The following is a 17,105-nucleotide window of genomic DNA, read 5'->3' as shown; positions in this document are numbered from 1 at the left end:
TGTTGAGCTATTATTTTCTGCTTCGTCCGGCGTCCCTGATCTGCTGCAACAGTGTTTTCAATGCTATCACTCTATCGGGATGGGTATTGGCGAGGTTGTTCTTTTCGCCAATGTCGTTGGAGAGGTCATACAATTGCGGTTCTTCGTCGCTGCCCGACTCAATGTTCACACCGCCCAGGATCTTAGCTCCCTTAGACGGTTCGATGTACTTCCAATGACCATTTACGATAGATATGGCGCCCCCTTGTTGTACCAGTGTACTGCGACCGGTTTTCGTTTTGCCGGTAAAGGCATCCCAGGTATCATAACTATCGGGGGCATCTGCATTGGCCAGTGTTTGTTTGGTGAGTTTGGCGAAGGAGGCCAGCAGGTCCACCTGGCATAGCAACGCGTCCGTTACGCCGGGCTTGATGGCGCCGGGCCAGCTCATGATCCAGGGCACGCGGGTACCTGCTTCGAAGGCACTGTACTTGCCGCCGCGCAGCGGGCCGGCAGGGGTATGTCCGTTGAGTTTGGTCACGGCTTCGTCTGCATAACCATCATCGAGCACGGGGCCGTTGTCGCTGGTGAAGATGACGATCGTGTTCTTTTCGATGCCGAGGTCTTTGAGTTGCTGCATGATCTGGCCAACGGTCCAATCCAGCTGCAGGATGGCATCGCCGCGCAATCCCAATCCGCTTTTGCCTTTGAACATCGTGGCCGGCATACGCGGCACGTGTGGTTCGGTAAGGGCAAAGTAGAGGAAAAATGGTTTCTTGTGGTGATCCTGTATGTAAGACTTTGCTTTCGCCAGGAAGGTGGTAGATACTTCTTCATCGACCCAGCGGGCTGTTTTACCGCCAGTCATGTAACCAATGCGGCCGATGCCGTTCACGATGGTTTGGTTGTGTCCCTGACCGGGAGAAGCTTTCAGCTTCAGCAATTCAGGATGATCTTTTCCGGTAGGCTCGTTGCCCACCATTTGCTTGTAGTTGACGGCAATGGGGTCGCTACTGTCGAGCGCTACCACGTGGTGGTTCTCGAGGAATACCGTGGGCACGCGGTCGGCCGTAGCGGGGAAGATAAAAGAGTAATCGAATCCTGTTTCGTTGGGACTGGGTTTTACCTCCCCATTCCAGTTCTTCTCCACTGCCTCGCCTAAGCCAAGATGCCATTTACCCACGACGGCGGTTTGATAGCCGGCTTTCTTCAATAAGGAAGGAACCGTCGTAGAGCCGGGTGGTATGATGAGCGCTGCATCACCGGGCAGGATGCCGGTGCCGTTTTTGCGCCAGGGATATTGACCGGTGAGCAAGGCATAACGCGAAGGCGTACAGGTGGCCGAGGTAGTATGTCCGTTCGTATACCGAAGGCCCTGCTTTGCCAATTGGTCGATGTGCGGCGTTTTGATCTTTGTGGCACCATAGCAACCGAGATCACCATAGCCGAGGTCGTCGGCGATGATGAAGATGATATTGGGTTTTTGCTGGGCCATCAGGGTTTTGCCCGGGTGGCTCAGCAATACGGCGGTGAACAGGCATGTTGCGATCTTTTTGATCATGCGGGTGATGATTTGTAGCGGTGATGGATGTTGGTTCAAATATACCGGTTGTATGGTTATTTGAGGTTCGGATTGATGTTTTGTTCGCTTTGCGGTATGGGCCATTTTTCATCGGTTCCGGCGCGGAATGTTTTCGAGGTGACATACCAGCGCTTCCAGGGATCGATGGTAGTGCCTTTCTTGCGCAGGTTGACCGCGGTGGGATACGGTGCGCCATAAAAATCTCCGTTCAGTACGGTGGGTGCTATTCCCCAGCGGAGGAGGTCCCAGTAGCGGACGCCTTCGCAGGCCAGCTCGTTGCGGCGTTCGCGGCGCAGGATGCTGCGTAAGTTGGTGGCATCGGTTTCTGTTACCTTGGGCATGTTCACCGATGCGCGCCCGCGCACTTTGTTGATAGTAGCATCCAGCAAAGCCTGGTCAATGGCATCACCGTTCTCGAGTTTGGCTTCGAGGTAACTGAGCAATACTTCTGCATAGCGGATAATGGGCAGGTCGATGCCGGAGTTCTGCAGGTTGCCGCCGGCGAAGCCTTCGAAGTTGAACTTCTTCAAGCCGAAGCCGGTGCGGGTGGCCTGCTTGGTGGTGGTGAGCTGATCGGCGGATTTGGCGGAATCGGGATGCGTGATGTATTTCAGTGCACGGAACGATTGCTGGTTGTAGAGCACGGTGTACTTGAGACGTGGGTCGCGGGAGGCGCCGAGATCTACTGCGTTGTAGCGCGCATCTGTATAGCTGAAGGTGGTGCCGTCGGTAAACTCAAATGATTCTACCAGGCTGCCGAGCGGGCAGTACAAATGCCAGCCACCTACCATGGCCGGGTAATCGTGCTGCAATATGCCATTGCCTGCCAGGTCCTGAATATATTGTGTGGCGAAGATGATCTCTTTGCTGTTCTCATTGGTGCTGTTGAACAATCCTTCAAAATCTGCATCGATGATGTTGTCGTTGAAGTCGATGATCGTTTTATAGGTAGCGGCTGCGTCGGCATATTTCTTTTCTGCCAGTTGCAAACGACCGAGGAAGGCGAGGGCAGCCTGTTTGGAGGCCCGGCCTCTTTCGGAAGAAGGGATGTCTTTGAACTGGGGCAGGTCGGCTGCTACGGCTTTGAGTTCGGTCGTTACAAAATTCACGAGGTCCTGCTTGCTGGCCTTGGTAACGGTATTGGCTTCCTGCAGGCTGAGTGTTTTGGTAACGAGCGGTACCGATTGCCAGTACTGCGACATATAGAAATACTGACAGGCGCGGATAAAGCGTGCTTCTGCGGTAAAGCGTTTCAGCTTGGCTTCACTTACGGGCGTCTTAGCCACATTCTCCAGGAAATAGTTACAACGCGCCACGCGGCTATAGCTGGCATTCCAGTAGTTGCTGAGATAACTGTTGTCGGCCGTAAGGGTGCCATTGGACAACCTGTTCATGGCCGAGTTATCGCCGCGGCGGTCGTAGGCATTGTCGGTGGCAAATTCAAGGTAGAGAAGGCCGTGGTACGACCACCAGTCGGTGGCGGAAAACTCGGCCAGCTGATTCATCTGTATATTACCCCGGTAAACCCCGTTGAGCGCGAGCACGGCATTACCTTCGGAGGTCCAGAAGGTTTCATTGGCGAATTGGTAGAGCGGCGATTTGTCGAGCTCTTTGCGGCAGGCCGGTAATAGCGTGATGGCGCTGAGGGCGGCCATGCTGATGTTGCGTATATAGCGGGTTGTTTGCTTCATTGTTGTAGGATTGGCGATTAAAAGTTGAGGTTAAGGCCGATGGTGTAGTTGGCGAGGATGGGGTAGTAAGAGCCTCCGGAATTATTGATCTCGGGATCCCATCCTTTGCGGTACTGACTGAAGGTGAGCAGGTTTTCCGCATTCGCATACACACGCAGCGAGCCGATGCCTGCTTTCTTCAACCAGGCGGCCGGCAGGTTGTATCCCAGCTGGATATTCTTCAAGCGCAGGTAAGCACTGTTGAGCATCCAGAATGAAGATTGTTGTGTATTGGGTGTGCCCTGGTTGGTGATCACTTCCAGGCGCGGATATTTGGCATCGCGATTGGGGTTGGCGCTCGTCCACCGTTCGTCGGCCTGCCAGCGTTGTATTCCGCCGTTCTGATAGAAGGCATATCCTGCATAGTTGTTGAGGTTGCCCTTTACGCCGGCTATACCCTGTAACAATAAGGAGAAGTCGAATCCCTTATAGCCGGCGCCCAGGTTGATGCCATAGCTGTATTTAGGAATGAAGCTGCCTAATACCACACGGTCGTACGCTGCATTCACTATGCCATCGGGTTTGCCATCGGGACCACTGATATCGCGGTAGCGGATATCGCCGGGTTTTACATTGCTGTTGGCGGTGCCTCCGAAGAGGGCGGCCATATTGGGCCAGGCGGCGATCTCGGTGGCATCGGTAAAGAGTCCGTCTGCTACATAACCATAATACAGGTTGATGGGGTAGCCAATGAATAAGGAACTGCCGTTTCCGGTGAGGCCGTTGGGTTGCTTTACGTTGCCTACGCCGAGGTCGGATACACGGTTCTGGACATAAGTGAGGTTGGCATCGATCGAGTAATTGAATTTGCCAATGGTATTCTTATGAGCGAGTGTGAACTCCCAGCCGGTGTTCTTGAGCTTGCCGGCGTTTTGTGGACCTACGCCAAAGCCCAATACATTCGATACGCTGGCGGCCGGGCTCACGAGGATATCATAGGTGTATTTGTCGAAGTAGGTTACACTGAACGAAACGAGCCCTTTCCATAAGCTGGCTTCGATGCCGATATCGCTGGTGCGGGTCGATTCCCATTGCAAGGTGGTATCGGTGATGTTGGTGCGCGCCACGCCGGTGGAGATCACATTGCCGATGGCGTAGTTGTATCCTGCATTGAGGATGTTCTGATAAGGATAGTTGCCGCTGGTGACGTTCTGGTTGCCGAGTATGCCGTAAGAGGCTTTCAGCTTCAGGTCACTTACAAAGGGCAGCGTATTTTTTACGAACGATTCTTCGCCAATGCGCCAGCCGATGGCGCCAGAGGGGAAGAGTGCGTATTTCTTGTCTTTCGGAAAACGGGATGATCCATCGTAGCGCAATACGCCTTCGGCAAAATACTTATTGGCGAAGTTGTATTGCAGGCGACCGAAGTACGAGTCGAGCGCCCATTCGGTGGCGGTGCCGCCATTCGTCATTCCGGTAGCGCCACCCGCATCGAGTTGTGTGAGGTCGTTGCCGGGGAAATCATTGCGGTAGGCGTTTATAGACTCGCTATAGGAGGCTTCGAACGAGTGACCAGCCAGCAGGCTGATGTCGTGACGGCCGATGGGCAGGCGGTATTCTGCCAGCTGCTGCAAGGTGCGGTAGTTGGAGTTGCCGCTTGCCTGGGTGAGGCTGGAAGGACCAAGGTTTACGTTGGCATTAATGCGCTGCGAAGCAAGGAAACGCCTGGAGTTCTCGAAGAGGGCGGTGTAGCCGCCGATCAGCGACAGCTTAAGCGTGGGGATCACATTCCAGTCGAGCCGCAGGTTGGCGGCCAGGTCGGTGCCTTTGTATTTGTAGAAAGAGGCGTTGTCGAGGTAAGAAACCGGTGTGCCTTTGCCAACGACTCCAGGCCCCCAGTCGCCATTGCTGAGTTTGTTGACAAAGATCGATGGGGTACGGATCACGTTGCTGATGGCGTTGAGCATGTCGGTGAAGTCGAGCGTGGCCGGCGGTGCGGGCTCGTCGTTCTTCGTTTGTATGGCCGACAGGCGGGTGGTGAGTTTAACCGTTGGCGCCAGTGTATTGGTGAGGTTGAGACGGATATTGTAGCGGTTGTAATTGTTCTTTTCTACGATACCATTTTGTGTGAGGTAGCCGAATGACAACTGATAGGAAGTGTTTTTGTTGCTATTGGACAAAGAGATGTTGTGTCCGGTTTGCAGTGTCGACTTCTTGAACACGAGATCGATATAGTCTTCGTCGGGATAGTTGTCGGGATCGCTGCCGTCTTTGAATTTCTGTATCTGTTCGGCGGTGTAGGCATTGGGTTGCGCTTCGTTGAGCAGGGTGGCATATTCCCAGGAGTGCACGAACTCGGGGTAAGCTGTTGCTTTTTGCGTACCTACATAGCCATTGTAATTGACCTTGAGTTTTTCGCCTTTGCCGGTTTTGGTGGTCACGAGGATAACGCCGTTGGCGGCGCGTGCTCCGTAGATGGCGGCAGAGGAGGCATCTTTCAATACAGAGATATTCTCCACATCATTGGGATCAATATCGTTGAATGAATTGGCGGGTATGCCATCGATGAGGATGAGGGCTCCGGTGGCGGCGCCAAAGGAACCTACGCCCCTGATCTGGATATTGCCGCCGCTGGCGCCAGGCTGGCCGGATCGCTGGATGACGGTTACACCGGGCATCTGGCCGGTGAGCACGTTGGATAATTGTGGTACGGCGCGGTTGTTCACTTTCCCGGCATTGATCTGCGATACAGAGCCGATGAGCTGTGATTTTTTACGCGTACCGTATCCGATAATCACCACTTCTTCGCTGGTGGTAGCTGCAGGTTTTAATACTATATCGAGCCTGCCGGTTGCGGAGGCGTTGACTTCCTGGGTTTGATAGCCAATATAAGAGATGACGAGAATGGCTTTGTCGTTGGGCGCGTCGAGGGCGAAGCTGCCGTCGGGACCGGAGGCGGTGCCCAATTCGGTTCCTTTTATTTTAATGGAGGCCCCGGAGAGTGGGTTGCCCTGTTCGTCGGTAATGCGGCCCTGGATTCGCGGTGGCTGCACGCGTGCAGGCGCCGGTGCGGGCTGTTGCCTGGGTTTGATGGTGATGGAGCCATCGGCCAGTATGTACGTGAATGGCTGGTCGGCGAAACAATGCTGCAGCACTTCTTCCAGGGTTAGGTTGCTGCCCTGGATAGTTATTTTATGGGGCTGCTGTAGCAGCGATTCATCGACCAGTATGTTGAGGCCGGTTTGTTTGCGGACTTCCTGGAGCACCTGTTTTACAGGGACATTTTTCATCTTCAGGTTCAACGTTTGCCCGTTTGTCCGGGCGGCGACCTGCATGCATGTTACGAGCAGCAGGAATGCGGTGATCTTCATGATGTGCAGCAGTTTGGGTAAATGCATAACTTTGTCATGTTTGGGTTAACAATGATGATTAGGCTCGACACCTGTCAGGTTGTACACCTGGACAATACAAAAGGCTCCTGTTCCACCAGGGGCCTTTTCCTTGGTCGCTATAAAAATTGCATCGATTACTTTCTTACATGGATGTGACCACCAGCTTTTTCCCGTCTATGCGGAAGCTGATATCGTTGGCCTGAAGCATTTTCAACACAGCGGATAAGTTGCTGTGACGGCTGATGATGCCAAAGAATTTCCTGTTTTTGATGGGACCTTCATAGGCAATCGTTACGTTGTACCAGCGGGCAAACTGGCGCAGGATGGTTTGCAGATCGGCGTTGTCAAAATAGAAAGTGCCTTCTTTCCAGGCGATGATCTCTTCTGTATTGACCTCCTTCATTGGCTGCATGCTGCCATCGGGCGTGCAAACGGATTGTTGTCCGGGTGCCAGCACCAATACTTTGCCAGCGCTGATTTCGGGGTTGCTCCTGCTTACCTGTACGCTGCCTTCCACCAGGGTGGTGCGCATGGCAGGCTCATCGGCATAGGCATTGATGTTGAAAGCGGTGCCGAGGGCACGTACTTCCATTCCATTGACCAATACGATGAAGGGCATGGCTTTGTTCTTCGCGACCTCGATGTACACTTCGCCGCTCACTTCCACCCGGCGTTCTTTGCCGGTAAAGCTGACGGGGAAGCGTGCGGAGGAGGCCGCGTTGAGCCAAATCTTCGACCCATCGGCCAGGGTAAGCGAGTAGCTTTCTCCGTTGGCGGTAGTGAGCGTGTTCCAGGCTACCTTATTGCCAGCAGTTGTTGGCTGCGTGCTGTAGACCACTTCTCCATTCCGGTATTCTACCTGCGTACTGTTCTGCATGGCCAGGATGCCGTTGGCTGCACTGTCGAGCAGCACTTTGCGTCCGTCGGCCAGGGTTAGCATTGCCTGGCGGTTGCCGGGGTTGGCGTCGTTGGTGCGTTGCACAACGGGCTGCGGTTGGTTGCTCTTTGTGCGGCTTCCGGTATAGAACCAGTAGCCGGCAGTGAGCATCAGCAACACGGCTGCTGCCGCTGCATACTGCCAGGGGCGCATCAGGCGCCGCTTTTCTTCAAATGGATAGGTTTGTACTGATGGATAGGTTTGTTGATCGTCTTTTTCGCTGCGGAGTATCTGTTGCAGGATATCGTTTGCTTCCTGGCGATGGATCACCGGCTTTTTATCACTGAATTCATCCCAGGATTGGCCCAACAGGTCGGATACCGTATCGTGGTCTGCTGCTTCTACCCATTCGGCCAGTTGCCTGGTTTCTTCGGGCGTTGCGGTGCCGGCCATATACTTGTTGAACAAAGACCTGATTCGTTGATGTGGAGCCATGCTATCAATAGGACAATGTGATCGAAGGGAGAGGGGGAATGAGGATCAGAATTTTTTAGAAAATATTTCTGCCATGAGGATCAGCAGCACGCGGCGATCCTGCAGGTATTTGGAAATGGTTTGGGTGGCGAGCTTGAGGTGTGTCTTGACAGATTCCCGGCCGATGCCCAGTTTTAGGGCTATTTGCTGGTAGGTGAGGTTTTCGCGGCGGTGGAGGATGAAAACTTCCTGTTGGCGGGCCGGTAATTTATGGATGGCTTCGTCGATCAGGACGTGGTAGATATCCTCCTGGTTTTCCGGTTGCGTTACTGCTTCGTGGCTGTTTTCCTGTTTCCAGACCTCGGCGCGTTTCAGTTCGCGCATGGTTTTCTTGAGGAGGTTGATGGCATGGTTGCGGCTGATGACCCAGAGGTAGGGTTTGAACTGGCGAATTTCGGTGAGTGCTTTCCGGTCGAGCCAGATCTTGAGAAATACGTCCTGTACGATCTCGGCGGCCATTTCTTTGGATCGGGTGATGCGGAAGATATAGGCGGCGAGTACCGGATGCCAATGCTCAAAGAGTTGCCGGAAGGCAGCTTCGTTGCCTTGGGCTACTTCTCTCAGCAGGGTTGCTTCATCCATTCGTTCCAGGGACCTCATAAACCTTTGCAAAGTAGGGAATTCCCAACAAGCGAGGTAAATATTAAGGCATTGATTGATGGCGACAGGCGTATTTTTTTCAGATCAATCGATTGCTTAAAAGTGCGGAAGTGCCCGCCGGGGTTGTTGTAGCGGATGGTCTACTGAATTTATAGGGATTGTACTGATTGATGGTACGGACAATGGCGGTGCACTGCGGTACCGTATTTATTGAGCTATTGTTTTTTGAAGACGGTAACGCCGTCCTTGATCGTTTCCATCACTTTGATGTCTTTGATAAGGGCCGGCTCTACTTTGAGCGGATTGCGGTCGAGTATGACGAGGTCGGCCCTTTTTCCTTTCCTGAGTGTGCCTTTTTCTTTTTCTTCTCCCCATTGCCAGGCTGCGTTAATGGTGATGGCCTTGAGCGCTTCATAGGGTGTGATGCGTTGATCGGCCCCCAACACAATGCCTGTGCGGGTGGTGCGGTTGACGGCGCTGTACACAGCTGTGAGGAGATCGGGCGGTGTAACCGGCGCATCGTGGTGTATGGTGAAACGGATACCATTGTCTAATCCTTGTTTTAATGGGCTGATGTGTTGGGCGCGTGGCCGCCCCAGCACGCTGTGGAGGTGCCAGTCGCCCCAGAGGTAAGTGTGGGTGGGGAACCAACTGGGCATGATGCCGAGTTCTTTGAAGCGTGGTACCTGATCGGGCCGGGCTACCTGGCTATGAACGAGTACGCAGCGCATGTCGCTGGTGCGCAGCCCCTCTCGGCGCAGGGTATCCATCAGGTTGAGGCCTTCATCGATAGCGGCGTCGCCATTACAATGTACGTGGGCCTGCATTCCTTGTTCGAATATTTTCTTCAAAGCCTGGTAGGCTGCTTCGTGCGTGTAGATCGGTTGTCCCCGGTAATCTTTGTTTGCACCTTCGGGCGGTACCAGGTAGGGTTGGGTGAGCCAGGCCGATTTGCCTTGCGGCGATCCGTCAAAGGTTAGTTTAATAGCGCCGATCTTATAATGACCCTGGTAATGGCGATAGGCTTTTTTGAGTACCTGCAAACTGTCGTGGTAGGCATCGTAATCGGGCAGCAGGATGAAATCGCCATGCAGCAATCCGCGGTCACTGGCCTCGCGGATCAGGTTGACCATGGCGGGGGATGATTTGCCTTCGCAGAGGGTGGTTTGTCCGTTGGCAAACCATATTTGTTCTGCGGCCAGGAGGTCATCGAACTTGTGGGTTTCATCGGGAGCGGGCGTTTGTTTCATCAGGAAATACAGTGCCTGGATGTGGGCATTCTCCATGAGTTTGCCGGTGAGCTTTTTTCTTTTACTATCCCTTCCTATAACCCCTCCGGTTGGATCGGGTGTTGCGTACGATATGCCCATTTGCTGCAATAACAGGCTATTGGCTACGCCCATATGGCCCGACTGATGAATGATGTAAATCGGATGTTTGGTAGATACGGCATCGAGTTGTGCCTGCGTGGGATGGCGGTGTTCGCGCATGTTGGCGTCGTCGTATCCATTGCCGATGACGGCGGTGCCGGGCGGTATTTTCAGGTCGCGAATATAGTTGCGCAGTGCCTGCTGCAGATCGGGTATAGACATGACGGTTCCATAAGGGGAGGGCAGGAGGTTGGCTGTATGCATAAAGGAGGCATAGCCACCAACATGACCGTGGGCATCGATAAAACCCGGTAGTAAAGTTTTGCCGCGCAGGTCAATAAGTTGAACTGCATCAGCCATCATGCGCAAGGCGCCGGATTTTTTGCCGGCAAAGGCGATCTTGCCATATTGAACGGCGACGGCTTCTACATAACGAGCGCTATCGCCCTCCATGGTGAGTATGTCGCCATTGTAATAAACGGTTACATCGCCGGGATAAGCGGACGGCGGTGTGCAGGCTGTGAACAATAACGCCAATCCGAAGGCTGGTAAGTATAGTTTTAATAAACGGATCATAGTAGTCGAATGATCTTTGATCGGTTGGATGATTGACGCGGGAGTGGCAGTGAGTAATCGGGGGAGTACTATAAATATACCGAAAAAATGGTTGACAATATTGTTTACAGGATAGTAAAGTCTGCCAAAGTTTATATGGATAAGGAGGCTTAGATTGCGGAGACTGTAAGCATCACCTCAATGGCCATTATGAAACGCGTTGCTTTTTTGATCTCCTGCTTCCTGCTAGGTACCGTTATTCGCCTCAACGCTCAAACCGGCGATTTCAGTTTGCTGAATGCCCGTTGGGGTGAACCTCCCACGCGGGTGCCCACTTCGAAAACGCCAGATGGTTTTTTAGCGGGTAATGGTGATATCGGATTAACCTTTGGTGGCGAGCCCGGCCGTTTCTGCTTTTACCTTGGTAAAAATGATTGCTGGCGACCCTGGCCGGTGTACCCGGGCGGTGGCATTGCCTTGCCGGGTGTATTGCAGGTGGATATAGATTCGCTTAAAGACGGTGATTGGTATTATGAGCAGGATATGGTGAAGGGCCGTATTTACGGATCAACCGAAAAGGGGATGGGGGAGGTCAAGCTTGATGCCTGGGTAAGTGCTACCAGCAATACCGTGGTGGCCACCTTTACTTCTAATAAAAAGTACCATCTACGGTGGAGTCTGGTAGTGCCAACGGGAAATGCCAGCACTTCGGAGACTGGTTGGGATGGTGATGTGTATTGGGCTACGCGTTCATTTCCTGATACGGGGCTGCACAAATGGCCTTCGCAGGTGGCGATGGCGGTGAAGGTGGTGGGTGTGCCTGCTGGCCAGCAACAGGAGATCGAATTGTTGCCGGGCAAACCGGTTTCTATCACTGTTACGCTGTTGTCGGGTTTTGATCAGGCTCAATGGAAGCAGGAAGCCATCAGGGCGGCATCTGGCCTTACCCCTGTTACGCTCGATACCATGCGGGCAGCGCATGAGCGCTGGTGGCAGGAATTCTGGTCAAAGTCTTCGGTGAAGATCGGCGACGTTTTTTTCGAGCACTATTATTATGTTTCGCAATACCTGCTGGCCTGCGCATCGCGGGCTGGAAAATTTGCGCCGGGTATCTGGGGGCCTTTCATCACCAAAGATTCTACGGCCTGGGGAGGCGATTATCACCTCAACTACAATTACCAGGCGCCTTATTGGGCGGCTTATTCTTCCAACCATATTGACCTGACCGATAATTTCGATCAGCCTTTGCTGGACTATATGGACAGCGGCCGGGCGCATGCTAAGCAATTACTCGGCGTGCAGGGTATTTATTATCCGGTGGGTATTGGTCCGCGGGGGTTGGTTACCACGCTATGGCCGTTAACGCCAGAAGAAATGGAGAAGCGGTATGGAACGCGGGAGAACACCATTGATAACGGATATAAGTTTCTTGGTCAAAAGATCAATGCCGTTTTCAGTGTAGGCAATATGATGATGCGCTTTTATAGTACGTATGATTCGGCCTATGCTGAGCGTGTTTATCCTTATATACTGGAGTGTGCCAATTTCTGGGAAGATTACTTGAAGTTTGAGGGTGGGCGTTATGTGATCTACGACGATCACTTCAATGAAATTATGCCAAGGCTGGGCAGCACGGGCAACTGGCGCGACAGGCTGGGTGACTTCAATTCGACGTTGTCGCTGGGTTTGGTCAAAATGTTGTTTAAGGGGATGCTGGATATGAGTGAATACATGGGGCTTGATGCTGACCGCCGCGAAAAATGGAAGCATATCTATGATCATTTGAGCCAGTATCCTGTTGGTGAGATCAATGGCAGAAAGAGTTTGATGAGCGTAGAGAAGCGGCCCTGGGGAATTGAGAAGCCGGCGGGTTTAAATAGAGTCTCCATCCATGGCCTGCTGATGCCGGCAGGTGTGGCGGGGCCTTATACTGATTCTGTCTTCAATCGGATTCTCCTGAACGATGTATCTCACTGGAGCGACAATATTACCCGGACAAGTGATTGGGGCAATACGATGAACAATGGCATCGAGACCTGTTTTCCCGGTGCGGTGCGGGTTGGGTTTGATGCTGAACTGATACTTCATTACCTGAAGGCGCGTATTGCGGCGCAGTCGTTGCGCAATGGGTGGATCACGGCGGGTGGTGGTGGTTTGGAAACCCTGGCGGCAGTACCGCTTACCGTCAATGAGATGTTGCTGCAAAGTTATGAAGGGGTAGTGCGGGTGTTTCCCAATTGGGTGCGCAGTGAGGACGCTTCGTTCAATAACCTGAGGGCTTATGGCGCCTTTTTGGTGAGCAGCGAATTGATCAAGGGACAGGTAAAGTATGTGCAGTTGTTGAGTGAAAAGGGGAGGCTTTGCAGGATGGAGAATCCCTGGCCGGGCAGGCGGGTAAAGCTTATCCGAGACGGGCAGCAGGCTGAAGTGCTGCGGGGTGATGTCTTTGAGTTTAGGACTGGAGTTAATGAATCAATTCGATTAACGCGGTTATAAATCTTGTAATAGTTGGGGCAGAATTTGGACGTCCTAATGAAGTCGCAAACAGCCCGCTGAATAGGCGTAACGTACCCTGTATAATATTGCTTGAGTGGTTTACCTTGCAGTAACATTTGAAACGCAGTAAACACACTTTAACCAAAAAGCAGTTGTATGAAAAAGTTCCTGAAAATCGTAGGTATTGTTATCCTGTCACTGATTGTGCTGGTACTGGTTGCCGGCCTCATTGCTCCTAAGAAATATCATATTGAAAGAGAGATCACCATCAATGCTCCGCGCGAAAAAGTATGGTCGCATGTGAGTAATTTAGAAGAATGCCACAAATGGAATCCCTGGAGTGAGGAAGATCCTAATATTAAAGTAAGCTATGCCGGCAATCTGGGAACAGTGGGCTCTTCTTATAGTTATACCAGCGAGAAGGTTGGGGCAGGCACACAAACGCTCACTAAAGTAGATCAGCCGCAACGGGTAGAATCGCATATGAAGTTCATTAAGCCTTTTGATGGAGATGCCGATATCTTTATCAACCTGCAGGACGCTGGTGCAGGAACCAAGGTTACCTGGGGTTTCGATACCCAATATTCTTACCCCATGAATGCGATGCTGTTGGTGATGCCGATGGATAAGATGATGAGTGAATCGTACGACAAGGGTTTGAACAACCTGAAGCGCATTTCGGAGTCGAATTAATCTACGCAGTTCTAGGCATATTCATGACCCTGTTCTCCGGAACGGGGTTTTTTGTTTGTGGGTTGTAGTTATTGGTTAGAAGAGGGAAAGCTGATCTGACTGTGGTGGTTTTTCTTTACCAAATACGGTGCGGCCTCCGTGCTTATAGGATTCCTCACGTTCCTTTTCTATCAACGCTTCAAAATTATCATTGGGCACAAAGTCCTTTTCGGCCCGCGCGGCTATTTCATGCAACTTTTGGATCGCTTCGGCTTTATCGGTATTGCCGAGCTTCGACCGGTGTACAGCGGTTTGCAATAGGCTGATGGTTTCGTCGTACACGTTGACCGGTACGGGAAACGGGTGACCGTCTTTACCGCCATGTGCAAAAGAAAAGCGCGCAGGGTCGCGGAATCGGGAGGGCGTACCATGTATCACTTCACTGACGAGGGTGAGCGATTGCAGGGTGCGTGGACCAACGCCTTCCAGCAGTAAGAAGTCTTCAAAATTGGTGAGGTGTTGTTCATGGGCGAGCCATAGTACAGAGCCAAGGCGTTTGAGGTTCACGTCTTCTTTGCGTACGTCGTGGTGCGCAGGCATGATGAGGCGCTGGAAGTCGCGCACTATTTGCATGGGTTCTTCGGTGGTGATGTGTACGATGCTGTTGCGGGTGTTGGCGGCATCGCCAGCAGTGAGGTTGAGGATGGAGCCCTGGTTGATGCCGCATACACCGGTGTGCGGTTCTTCTACAAATGACTGGATGTTGCCTGAATGCCAGTGGTAGCGTCGGGCGGTTTTGTTATTGGGATTCATACCCTGTTGAATGACGGTCCACTGTCCGGTATCGCTGACGACAAAGTTGTGGGTGTACAACTGAAATCCATCCTGCACGGCGGTATTGTCGACTTTAGCACTGAGTTTACTGGCGTGCACGAGTTCGGTGCCATTGAGGCCGGTGGCATCGGCCAGGCGCAGGAGTTCGGCGGGTGTTTCGGTAGAGAACTTTCCCTTACCTCCGCAGATATAAATCCCTAATTCCTTTCCGTGTGGATTGATGGCGCGTTTAAGGGCGCCCATTACTGAGGTGGTGATGCCGGACGAGTGCCAGTCCATGCCCATGACGGCGCCGAGGCTTTGGAACCAGAAGGGATCGGAGAGGCGGCGCAATACTTCTTCCTTCCCGTAATCCATGAGGATGGTTTCTGTAATGGCCAATCCGAGCTTCGCCATGCGTTCTGCCAACCATTTCGGCACATATCCATAATGCAGCGGCAGATCTGCAGACCCCGAGCGTTTCATGCAGCAAAGGTAGGGGTGAGACTTTAAACAGGTGTGTTGCTCCGATTCTTTAACGGATGGTTGAGAAGGGCAGCGGTTTCATGATGACCGATTCCAGTTTCTCTACGATCTTACCGTCTTTCTCCGAAGCGTCGCGGACGGCGATCCAGGCGGGATCGGCGCGGAAGGCGTCGAATGATTGCTTAACGGCTTCTACACTTTTGTGGGCGAGTATATACACCAGTTTGGGCTGGCTGCTGTCTTTTTCAATGGTGGTCCAATAGGCAACATTGGTCATGCCGTGTTTCTCAAACAGCTTTTCGGTATGGTCGCGAAAGCGGGTGATGAGTTTGGGCAATTGGCCGGGCAGGCAGGTATAGGTGCGTAACTCGAATGTGCGGTCGGGGCTTTTTTGTGATGCTGCGATGGCGGGGGAGATATCCGAAGCGCGCATATTTTGGGAGACGATCTTTGCGATGATCTTGCCGTTCTCTTCCGATTTGGCGGCTACCTGCTTCCATTCGGGATCGGCAATAAAGGACTTCCAGGACGCCTCCTGGGCTTCTTTGCTCGGGAATGCCAGTACGTAGTACAGGGCGCTATCTGTGTTGTTGACAGGAAGCCAGTAGCCAATATTGGTCATGCCATGCTTTTCGAAAAGCTTGGTCGTATGGTCGTTAAACCGTTGTATGAGGGTGTTGAGCTTGCCGGGGTTGCAATAATAGATGCGGAGCTCAAAAAGGCGATTGTCGGTTGATTGGGCAATCGTTTTGGCAGAGGCTGCCAGCAGGAGCAGCAGGGCGATGAGGCGGTAAGGTTTCATGGGATAAATCTAATGAAGTTCAGTGAAGTTGCAGATATCTATTGTTCACATTTTTTGATGAGTTCAAGTACTTCATCTCCCCAAGACTGGGTAAAACGCAAATGCAGCGCTTTTTTAAAATGCTGTAAGGCCCCGGCTTTATCGCTTTGCTCCAGTTTAATTCTTCCCTGGTACATGTATGCGTAGGAGTTTCCTTTGTCGAGCTGGAGAGCTTTGTCGATTAGTTCCAATGCTTCCTGTGTTTGTCCCAGTTTGAATTTGACGAAACCAAGGTTGTCGTATGGGTATGCGAACAAGGGATCGGCCTGAATAGCCTTTTCATACCAGGGCACGGCTTCGGCGTACTTTCCCTGCCTGTAACACTCAAAGCCTTTTGCATTCAGCAATAATGCATTTTCGGGATATTGCAACAGCAGTTGATTGAATAAAGTGTCGGCTTTTCCGGACTCGCCCAATTCCGCATGTGTGCAGGAAAGACTGTACCTGTAATTAAAGCCTTCGGGATACAGCTGTACCAGTTCCTGGTATGCAGGCAGCGCTTTGACAAAATCTCTCTTATACAAATAACTCTGGGCCAGCAGGTCCCGTAATCTATCGAATGCAGGCAGCCAACTGAGTCCTCCTGTACAAACCGCGATGCAATCATCATATTGCTGAAAATGGAATAATTCATAGGCGTGGCCATACAGCTCTTCGCCCAGCTCATCGATTGAAGGCCCCCGTCCAAATAGTTTAGACCAGCCGGTGGCTGGTTTTATTTCCCTACGGTTTATTTGAGGCCCCTTTCTTGGGAATGACTGAAGGCCTATGGCGGAAGCAACATCCTCGAAAATGATCCCGGCCTGTTTCAGTTTTTCAGAAACATGGTTATCGTAACTCAAGATTGCCAGTAGCAGGTGTATGCTGGTGGGATCGCCAGCGTCAGCCTGTTGGGCGACCCAGGCGGCATGCCAGGTTATCCGGCTTGCATACCAGGCAGTGGGGATCTTGTTTTCATCAGGTAAGGCTTTAGCCTGGGGAAAGTTCTCGCAGGTCCAGGCTTGAAAATGTGCTTGGTCGAGGCTGGACAAGTAAGGGTTGGCCAAACAATCGAGGTGGAGCATGGCCAGCAGGTAGTGGTCAGTGCTCACTATATCGTGCGCGCAGGCCAGGGCCTGCCGTTTTGCTTCTTCGATCACCGCACTATAATCCAGGTCGTAGCGATTATCCACTGATTGCTATTGATTTAGGGTCTGATAAATTGAGTTACATTTGCGGAAAGCGCTCCAATTTAACGA

At 52.3% G+C, this 17,105-nt stretch carries 11 protein-coding genes; 2 read left to right on the top strand and 9 right to left on the bottom strand.

Annotated elements, in window-relative coordinates; genetic code table 11:
- Positions 1–10: 10 nt before the first annotated feature.
- The 6 genes from P2H89_RS11510 to P2H89_RS11485 form a co-directional block, all read right to left on the bottom strand.
- A complete protein-coding gene (locus P2H89_RS11510; RefSeq protein WP_275826891.1) occupies positions 11–1,540 on the bottom strand; it encodes an arylsulfatase in 1,530 nt (509 codons plus the stop codon).
- Positions 1,541–1,596: 56 nt separating this feature from the next.
- Entirely contained in the window at positions 1,597–3,252 is a 1,656-nt protein-coding gene (locus P2H89_RS11505; RefSeq protein WP_275826890.1) for a RagB/SusD family nutrient uptake outer membrane protein, read from the bottom strand.
- Positions 3,253–3,269: 17 nt separating this feature from the next.
- Positions 3,270–6,629, bottom strand: coding sequence for a TonB-dependent receptor (locus tag P2H89_RS11500; RefSeq protein WP_275826889.1), 3,360 nt, complete (start codon positions 6,627–6,629; stop codon positions 3,270–3,272).
- A gap of 136 nt (positions 6,630–6,765) precedes the next feature.
- Positions 6,766–7,995 carry a FecR family protein gene (locus tag P2H89_RS11495; RefSeq protein WP_275826888.1) on the bottom strand — a complete coding sequence of 410 codons (1,230 nt, stop codon included), beginning with the start codon at positions 7,993–7,995 and terminating at the stop codon, positions 6,766–6,768.
- Positions 7,996–8,040: 45 nt separating this feature from the next.
- A complete protein-coding gene (locus tag P2H89_RS11490) occupies positions 8,041–8,634 on the bottom strand; it encodes a sigma-70 family RNA polymerase sigma factor (protein WP_275826887.1) in 594 nt (197 codons plus the stop codon).
- 215 nt (positions 8,635–8,849) lie between these two features.
- Entirely contained in the window at positions 8,850–10,580 is a 1,731-nt protein-coding gene (locus P2H89_RS11485; protein WP_275826886.1) for an amidohydrolase, read from the bottom strand.
- 189 nt (positions 10,581–10,769) lie between these two features.
- Between P2H89_RS11485 and P2H89_RS11480 the strand changes: the two genes are divergently transcribed.
- Positions 10,770–13,055 carry a trehalose hydrolase gene (locus P2H89_RS11480; RefSeq protein ID WP_275826885.1) on the top strand — a complete coding sequence of 762 codons (2,286 nt, stop codon included), beginning with the start codon at positions 10,770–10,772 and terminating at the stop codon, positions 13,053–13,055.
- A gap of 156 nt (positions 13,056–13,211) precedes the next feature.
- Positions 13,212–13,748, top strand: a complete 537-nt coding sequence (locus tag P2H89_RS11475) for an SRPBCC family protein (RefSeq protein WP_275826884.1) — start codon at positions 13,212–13,214, stop codon at positions 13,746–13,748.
- A gap of 75 nt (positions 13,749–13,823) precedes the next feature.
- Here P2H89_RS11475 and P2H89_RS11470 read toward each other — a convergent pair whose 3' ends face one another.
- From P2H89_RS11470 to P2H89_RS11460, 3 genes are read right to left on the bottom strand one after another with little or no spacing between them, the layout of a single operon-like run.
- Positions 13,824–15,026, bottom strand: coding sequence for a DUF763 domain-containing protein (locus P2H89_RS11470; RefSeq protein WP_275826883.1), 1,203 nt, complete (start codon positions 15,024–15,026; stop codon positions 13,824–13,826).
- Between the two features lie 49 nt (positions 15,027–15,075).
- Positions 15,076–15,828: an NIPSNAP family protein gene (locus P2H89_RS11465; RefSeq protein ID WP_275826882.1), complete on the bottom strand. Its 753-nt coding sequence runs from the start codon at positions 15,826–15,828 to the stop codon at positions 15,076–15,078.
- 38 nt (positions 15,829–15,866) lie between these two features.
- Positions 15,867–17,039, bottom strand: a complete 1,173-nt coding sequence (locus P2H89_RS11460; RefSeq protein ID WP_275826881.1) for a tetratricopeptide repeat protein — start codon at positions 17,037–17,039, stop codon at positions 15,867–15,869.
- Positions 17,040–17,105 lie beyond the last annotated feature (66 nt).

Origin of the sequence: Paraflavitalea sp. CAU 1676, assembly GCF_029223285.1 — a bacterium.
GTDB lineage: Bacteria > Bacteroidota > Bacteroidia > Chitinophagales > Chitinophagaceae > Paraflavitalea.
The sequence above is the reverse complement of the archived record's forward strand: the minus strand, read 5'-3'. Positions and strand labels throughout refer to the sequence as shown.

What these genes read in the sequence shown, in the direction of transcription:
- P2H89_RS11485 (WP_275826886.1), bottom strand. Translation starts at nt 10,580, where the DNA reads ATGATCCGTTTATTAAAACTATACTTACCAGCCTTCGGATTGGCGTTA.
- P2H89_RS11490 (WP_275826887.1), bottom strand. Translation starts at nt 8,634, where the DNA reads ATGAGGTCCCTGGAACGAATGGATGAAGCAACCCTGCTGAGAGAAGTA.
- P2H89_RS11465 (WP_275826882.1), bottom strand. Translation starts at nt 15,828, where the DNA reads ATGAAACCTTACCGCCTCATCGCCCTGCTGCTCCTGCTGGCAGCCTCT.
- P2H89_RS11475 (WP_275826884.1), top strand. Translation starts at nt 13,212, where the DNA reads ATGAAAAAGTTCCTGAAAATCGTAGGTATTGTTATCCTGTCACTGATT.
- P2H89_RS11495 (WP_275826888.1), bottom strand. Translation starts at nt 7,995, where the DNA reads ATGGCTCCACATCAACGAATCAGGTCTTTGTTCAACAAGTATATGGCC.
- P2H89_RS11480 (WP_275826885.1), top strand. Translation starts at nt 10,770, where the DNA reads ATGAAACGCGTTGCTTTTTTGATCTCCTGCTTCCTGCTAGGTACCGTT.
- P2H89_RS11470 (WP_275826883.1), bottom strand. Translation starts at nt 15,026, where the DNA reads ATGAAACGCTCGGGGTCTGCAGATCTGCCGCTGCATTATGGATATGTG.
- P2H89_RS11500 (WP_275826889.1), bottom strand. Translation starts at nt 6,629, where the DNA reads ATGCATTTACCCAAACTGCTGCACATCATGAAGATCACCGCATTCCTG.
- P2H89_RS11510 (WP_275826891.1), bottom strand. Translation starts at nt 1,540, where the DNA reads ATGATCAAAAAGATCGCAACATGCCTGTTCACCGCCGTATTGCTGAGC.
- P2H89_RS11505 (WP_275826890.1), bottom strand. Translation starts at nt 3,252, where the DNA reads ATGAAGCAAACAACCCGCTATATACGCAACATCAGCATGGCCGCCCTC.